Here is a 6824-nt window from a genome sequence, read left to right on the forward strand (position 1 = left end):
TGAAGGAGAGATTTTGCTATGAGTAAAAAGAAGCAAGTTTTTATAGATGGAAACATGGTAAAAGAAGCCTTTAAGGATTCTTTTAAGAAATTATCACCGAAGATTCAATATAAAAATCCAGTAATGTTTGTAGTTTATATAGGTTCAATATTAACAACTGTTATATTTTTATCAACATTTTTTAATGAGAGTCAAGGACAAGAAAGATTATTTACTTTTTTAATAACACTGTTCCTTTGGTTTACTGTTTTATTTGCAAACTTTGCGGAAGCAATTGCAGAAGGTAGAGGAAAGGCACAAGCTGATGCATTAAGAGCAGCTAAAAAAGATGTAATGTGTAGGAGGTTAAGAAGTATAGTCGATAGACTTGGGGATGTAGTTAAGTCATCAGATTTAGTAAAAGGTGACATTGTATTAGTTAAGGCTGGTGAGCAAATACCAGCAGATGGTGAAGTTATTGAGGGAATAGCCTCAGTTGACGAAAGTGCTATAACAGGTGAAAGTGCTCCGGTCATAAGAGAAGATGGTGGAGATAGAAGTTCTGTAACTGGTGGAACAACTGTTGTTTCGGATTGGATAGTAATGAAGGTTACAGCAGGTAGTGGAGAAAGCTTTTTAGATAAGATGATTTCAATGGTTGAAGGAGCTGCAAGAAAGAAAACTCCTAATGAAATTGCTCTTCAAATATTATTGGTTTCATTAACAATAATATTTTTAGTAATAACATCAACGCTTTATGTATTTGGCGATTTTGCAGTTAAGTTAAATGGTGGAGGTGAATCAATATCAATTCTTTCGTTAATTGCATTATTAGTTTGTTTAGCGCCAACAACAATAGGAGCTTTATTATCTTCAATTGGAATAGCTGGAATGAGCAGATTAACTAGTGCTAATGTTTTAGCTACTTCAGGTAGAGCCATAGAAGCAGCTGGAGATGTAGATGTGTTGTTATTAGATAAAACAGGAACAATTACTTTAGGTAATAGACAAGCAGCAGAATTTATACCATTAGAAAATATATCAGTAGAGGAGTTAGCAGAAGTTGCTGCATTAAGTTCATTAGCAGATAAGACACCTGAAGGTAAAAGTATAGTAGAGTTAGCTAAAACTCAATATAACTTTAATGAAGAAGTAACAGAAGAGGGAGAGTTTGTACCATTTACAGCAAGAACAAAGATGAGTGGTATGAATTATAAAAATAGAGAAATAAGAAAGGGATCAGAATCTGCAATTAAAGCATATGTTCAAAAAATGGGTGGAGACTATCCAAATGAATGTAATGTTATAGTTAAAAGAATATCTAGAAAAGGAGGAACTCCTTTAGTAGTTGTTGAAAATGAGAAAGTTTTAGGTGTTGTATATTTAAAGGATATTATAAAATCAGGTGTTAAAGAAAAATTTAGTGATTTAAGGGAAATGGGAATTAAGACTGTAATGATTACTGGAGATAATCCATTAACTGCAGCGGCAATAGCAGCAGAAGCAGGGGTGGATACTTACTTAGCAGAAGCTACTCCAGAAGCTAAGCTTAATTTAATTGCTGATTATCAACAAGCTGGTCATATAGTTGCGATGACTGGAGATGGAACAAATGATGCACCAGCACTTGCTCAAGCAGATGTAGCAGTTGCTATGAATTCAGGGACACAAGCAGCAAAGGAAGCTGGAAATATGGTTGATTTAGATTCAAGCCCAACAAAGCTTATTGAAATTGTTAAGATAGGTAAGCAATTATTAATGACTAGAGGGGCCCTTACAACATTTAGTATTGCAAATGACGTTGCTAAATACTTTGCTATAATACCACCATTATTTATGAGTATATTTCCTGTGTTAGACAAGCTTAATATTATGAGATTATCAAGTCCAGAAAGTGCTATATTATCAGCAGTTATTTATAATGCATTAATTATAGTAGTATTAATACCACTTTCATTAAAAGGTGTTAAGTATTCAGAGGCACCGGCTCATAAGCTATTAAAGAAAAATTTATTAATTTATGGACTAGGTGGAATTATAGTACCATTTATTGCTATAAAGTTAATTGATGTTTTAATAAATTTTTTAGGAATATTTTAGGGAGGAAAAGATATGTGGAAAGTGTTTAAAAAATCTTTAGGGGTTTTATTAATATTTACTTTAATTGTAGGAGTTATATATCCAACTTTTATAACTGTATGTGCACAAACATTTTTTAAAGATAAAGCTAATGGAAGTTTAATTGAAATAAATGGAGAGGTAGTAGCATCAAAGCTTATAGGGCAAAATTTCACATCACCTAAATATTTTTGGGGGAGACCATCAGCAACTTCAGATTATCCTTATAATGGAGTTGCAGGTGCTGGCTCTAATAAAACACCTGCAGGAGATGAGTTAGAAGAAATTATAGCAAAAAGAGTTGAGGAGTTACAAAAATATAATGGAACAGAGGAGAAGATACCAGTAGATTTAGTAACAGCTTCAGGTAGTGGCTTAGATCCAGATATATCATTAGCAGCAGCGGAATATCAAGTAAAGAGAGTTGCACAACAAAGGAATATGAGTGAAAAAGAAGTTCAAAATATAATAGATGAAGTAAAGCAAAAAAGGATTTTAGGCTTCTTTGGGGAAACTTATGTTAATGTAGTTGAACTAAATTTAAAATTAGATGAAGTACAAAATAGATAGAGGTTTGTTAAAGAAATTGGTATAATTATGCTATTGAATAAAACTGCTAACTAAAGCTTAAATGCCGTGATGCCGAAAATTAATGATATAACCTCCATTAAGTAATATAATTTCGCTAAGAATTTATATTATTATTTCCATAAAAATAGCTAAAGCTTCGAAGCTCCTAATGGTCGCCTCAGCTTCTTAACGCTAGTTTTATTACAATAATAATTAAATTATAAAGCTTATTATATGATACTTTCTTCCGGTGATATCATTAATTTTTCTCTATCACTGGCTTTAAAGCTTAAGTCTGCAATTTAAGCCGAATTTTCCTAAAGTTAACTACTCCTGCTACAAATTTATAGTAGGAGTCGTTAACTATAAGTCGGAGAAATAAGAAAAACAGTGAAGAGAAAAAATGAAATATAAATTCAAAGCGAAAATTTCACAGCTTACCGGAAAAGTAATATTCCATTTTTCATTCTCACTGTATTTCGCAATTTATTTATGGTGTGTAATTAGAAGCATAAGAATATATTCATATTATTTTGGGGTGATAATAATGATGGAAGAGGATAATAGGCCTAATTCCAGGCAATTACTAAAGATGGTAGAAAATGAAGAGGGGTATTTAAAAAGGGGAAAGTTAAAGATATTTTTTGGATATGCAGCTGGTGTAGGAAAAACCTATGCTATGCTTCAAGAGGCTCATGAATTAAAAAATAATAATGTTGATGTTGTAGTAGGATATGTTGAAAGACATACAAGAAAAGATACCCTAGAATTAATTAATGGTTTAGATGTTTTAAGTACAAGAAAAATTAATTATAAAGGTGTAGAAATTCATGAATTTGATCTTAATGCTGCATTAGAAAGAAGTCCGGAGGTATTGCTAGTAGATGAATTACCACATACTAATCCCCCGAGGTTTAGGCATAAAAAAAGATGGCAGGATATTGAGGAGCTTTTAGATGCTGGAATAAATGTTTATACTACATTAAATGTTCAACATTTAGAAAGTTTGAATGATGTTATAGCAAGTATTACTGGTGTTTTTGTTAAAGAAACAGTACCAGATTATATTGTAGATAGAGCTGATAAGATAGAACTTATAGATATAGCTACAGGGGATTTAAGAACTAGATTTGATGAAGGTAAGATATATAAAAAGGAAAATGTAGATAAAGCGAAAAAAAATTTTTTTACTGATGATAATCTGAAGGCTTTAAGAGAGTTATCGCTAAGAAAAACTGCTGATACAGTTAATAGTGTGGTACAAATATCTAGGTTATCTAAAGGTAATATAAATATACTTCCAACAAAGGAAAAAATAGTTGCATGTATAAGTGGGTCGCCATCTTCGGCAACTGTTATTAGAACAGCGGCTAGAATGGCTTCATCATTTAAAACACAGTGGATTGCTTTATATGTAGGTAATTTAAATTCTAAAAATATGATAGATGAAGAGAAGAAAAGGTTAAGAGAACATATAAAGTTAGCAGAGAGATTGGGTGCTATAGTTGAAATAGTTCATGGTGATGATATTGTTGATACTATTATTAAGTTTTGTAATTATAGGAATATAACTAAGATAATAATAGGCAGAAATGTTATAAGTAAAAAGACATTATTAAAAGTAAATAGAAAAGATATAGTAGATAAATTAATAGAAAAGGTTAAGCATATTGAGGTACAGGTTATACCAACTTCAATAGAGCCAATGCCTAAAAATAAAGTTAAATTTAATATTAAGGATAAAACATTAAAGGATAAATTATCTTTTAATAAGAAAGATATCATTATTGCAATTATATTTTCTGTATTAGCAACAAGTATAGCAATTATTATAAATTATTTAGGATTTGCAGAAGCTAATATATTATTAGTATATATATTAGCAATATTATTTATTTCAGTTAATACTAAAGGATATGCAATTGGGGTAATATTTGCTTTTATAAATGTCATATGTTTTAATTTTTTCTTTACACATCCAAGGTTAACCCTACAGTTTGATGATCCTACTTATTTAGTTACTTTTCCGTTTTTTGTACTGGTTGCAACTATAACATCAACTCTTACTACTAGAATTAAAGAGCAATCTGATATATTTGAAAAACGTGAGGAAGCAGCTCAAATGTTATATCAAATAAGTAGAAGTTTTATTAATTTATCAGGAGAAGAAAATATAATTAATACTGGTATTACTCATCTTGCACAAGGATTAAAAAGGGATACTATATTTTATGAATCGAAGAATTGTGGATTGACTGGAGACTATATTATAAAAAGGATAAATGATAATCCTAGCCAAGATCAATTAAGTAACGAAAAGAATTTTGAAATTGCATATTGGGTATTGAATAATAGAAAAAGGGCAGGGAGAGGAACAGATACTCATAATGGAAGTGAGGTATATTATATACCAATAATAGTTAAAGAGAAAATATTTGGGGTGCTTGGAGTTTTCTTTGGAAATGATGATGTTGATAAAGATGATATGAGTTTAATTGAAGCAGTAGTAGCACAAATGTCATTAGCCTTAGATAGAGAAGAGCTAGTTAAAGAAAAAGAAAAAACTAAGTTGGAATTTGAAAGAGAACAATTAAGAAGCAATTTATTAAGAGCAATTTCCCATGATTTAAGGACTCCATTAACTGGTATTGCTGGATCTAGTAGCTTAATTTTATCTTCTTATGATGAGCTAAACAAAGATATTATCATTGAACTTATAAAAGAAATTAATGATGATTCAGAGTGGCTAATAAGATTAGTTGAAAATTTATTAAGTATGACAAAAATAGAAAGTGGAAAGTTAGAAATTAAAAAAAATCCAGAAATGGTTGAAGAAATACTATCTGAATCTATACACCATTTAAAAAGCAGATTAAATAATCATAAATTAACAGTAGATATGCCAGAAGAGGTATTATTTGTACCAATGGATGGGAAACTCATAGAACAAGTAATAATTAATTTAGTTGATAATGCAGTTAAATATACTCCTGAAGGATCATTACTAAATATAAATGTTTATAGAAAAAAGAATAATGTTTATTTTGAGATAAGTGATAATGGACCAGGAATAAATAAAGAGGATATTAAACATTTATTCGAGATCTTTTATAAAGGAAATAAAAATAATCCAGATTCTAGAAGAGGAGTAGGATTAGGTTTGTCAATATGTAAATCTATTATTTTCGCTCATGGTGGAGAAATAAGAGTTAAGAATAATGAAACAGGTGGAGCAACATTTATATTCACATTACCTGTTGATTAAAATTTATAATTAGGAGTGTAATTATGAACAATAATACTATGATTTTAGTGGTTGAAGATGAGAAGGCTATTAGAAATTTTATTAGAATATCTCTAGATACTCAGGGGTATAGAGTTATAGAAAGTTCTACTGGTAATGAAGCAATGGCATTGACAATGTCATATAATCCAGAGTTAATAATATTAGATTTAGGATTACCAGATATTGACGGAATAGAGGTAATTAGGAAAGTTAGAGAATTTAAAGATACACCAATTATAATAGTGTCTGCAAGAGGACAAGATAGAGATAAGATAGATGCTTTGGATTTAGGTGCAGATGATTATTTATCAAAGCCATTTAGTATGGGTGAGCTTCTTGCAAGAGTAAGGGTACTACTAAGAAGAGCTGGTAGAAATAAGGAAGACTTAGAGATAGTAAGAAATTATAGCATTGATGGATTAGAAGTAGATTTAGAAAAAAGAAGGATAACGATTCAGGGGGAAGAGGTTCATTTTACTCCAATTGAATTTAAGATATTTGCTTTATTAGTTAAGCATGCTGGTAAAGTATTAACTCACAATTATATTATTAAAGAAGTGTGGGGAGGAGTAATTGGTGGTGAAAATCAATCTTTAAGAGTTTTTATGGCTAATATAAGAAGGAAAATTGAGAAAGAACCGGCAAATCCTAGGTTTTTATTAACAGAAGTTGGTGTTGGATATAGATTAGTAGATGAGTAAATCTACTAATCTTTTTATTTGTATTTAGAATACCACAGGTTCGACCTGTGGTTCCGGAAAGCTTCTAGCGGTGAGTAGAAATAAAAAAACCTACGTTGTAAAATTATAGTAGGTTTGCCGACCACAACTATAATACAAGGAGGTATCCAATATGGATAATAGTAGTTTAG

Annotated in this window: 4 protein-coding genes; all 4 read left to right on the forward strand. The window is 30.4% G+C overall.

Annotated elements, in window-relative coordinates:
• Positions 1-18: 18 nt before the first annotated feature.
• The gene (gene kdpB / locus I4V51_RS12445) at positions 19-2079 is read left to right on the forward strand and encodes a potassium-transporting ATPase subunit KdpB (RefSeq protein WP_195988754.1); all 2061 of its coding nucleotides are present in this window, start codon (positions 19-21) and stop codon (positions 2077-2079) included.
• A 12-nt stretch (positions 2080-2091) separates the two neighbouring features.
• The gene (kdpC, locus tag I4V51_RS12450) at positions 2092-2667 is read left to right on the forward strand and encodes a potassium-transporting ATPase subunit KdpC (protein WP_195988755.1); all 576 of its coding nucleotides are present in this window, start codon (positions 2092-2094) and stop codon (positions 2665-2667) included.
• A gap of 547 nt (positions 2668-3214) precedes the next feature.
• Complete coding sequence (locus tag I4V51_RS12455; protein ID WP_243281501.1) at positions 3215-5932, forward strand: sensor histidine kinase KdpD; 2718 nt, start codon at positions 3215-3217, stop codon at positions 5930-5932.
• A 23-nt stretch (positions 5933-5955) separates the two neighbouring features.
• Entirely contained in the window at positions 5956-6654 is a 699-nt protein-coding gene (locus I4V51_RS12460; RefSeq protein WP_195988756.1) for a response regulator, read from the forward strand.
• The last annotated feature ends 170 nt before the right edge of the window (positions 6655-6824 follow it).

Source organism: Clostridium sp. D53t1_180928_C8, assembly GCF_015667795.1.
In the GTDB taxonomy this organism is placed as follows: domain Bacteria; phylum Bacillota; class Clostridia; order Clostridiales; family Clostridiaceae; genus Clostridium.

What these genes read in the sequence shown, in the direction of transcription:
- kdpB (WP_195988754.1), top strand. Translation starts at nt 19, where the DNA reads ATGAGTAAAAAGAAGCAAGTTTTTATAGATGGAAACATGGTAAAAGAA.
- kdpC (WP_195988755.1), top strand. Translation starts at nt 2,092, where the DNA reads ATGTGGAAAGTGTTTAAAAAATCTTTAGGGGTTTTATTAATATTTACT.
- I4V51_RS12455 (WP_243281501.1), top strand. Translation starts at nt 3,215, where the DNA reads ATGATGGAAGAGGATAATAGGCCTAATTCCAGGCAATTACTAAAGATG.
- I4V51_RS12460 (WP_195988756.1), top strand. Translation starts at nt 5,956, where the DNA reads ATGAACAATAATACTATGATTTTAGTGGTTGAAGATGAGAAGGCTATT.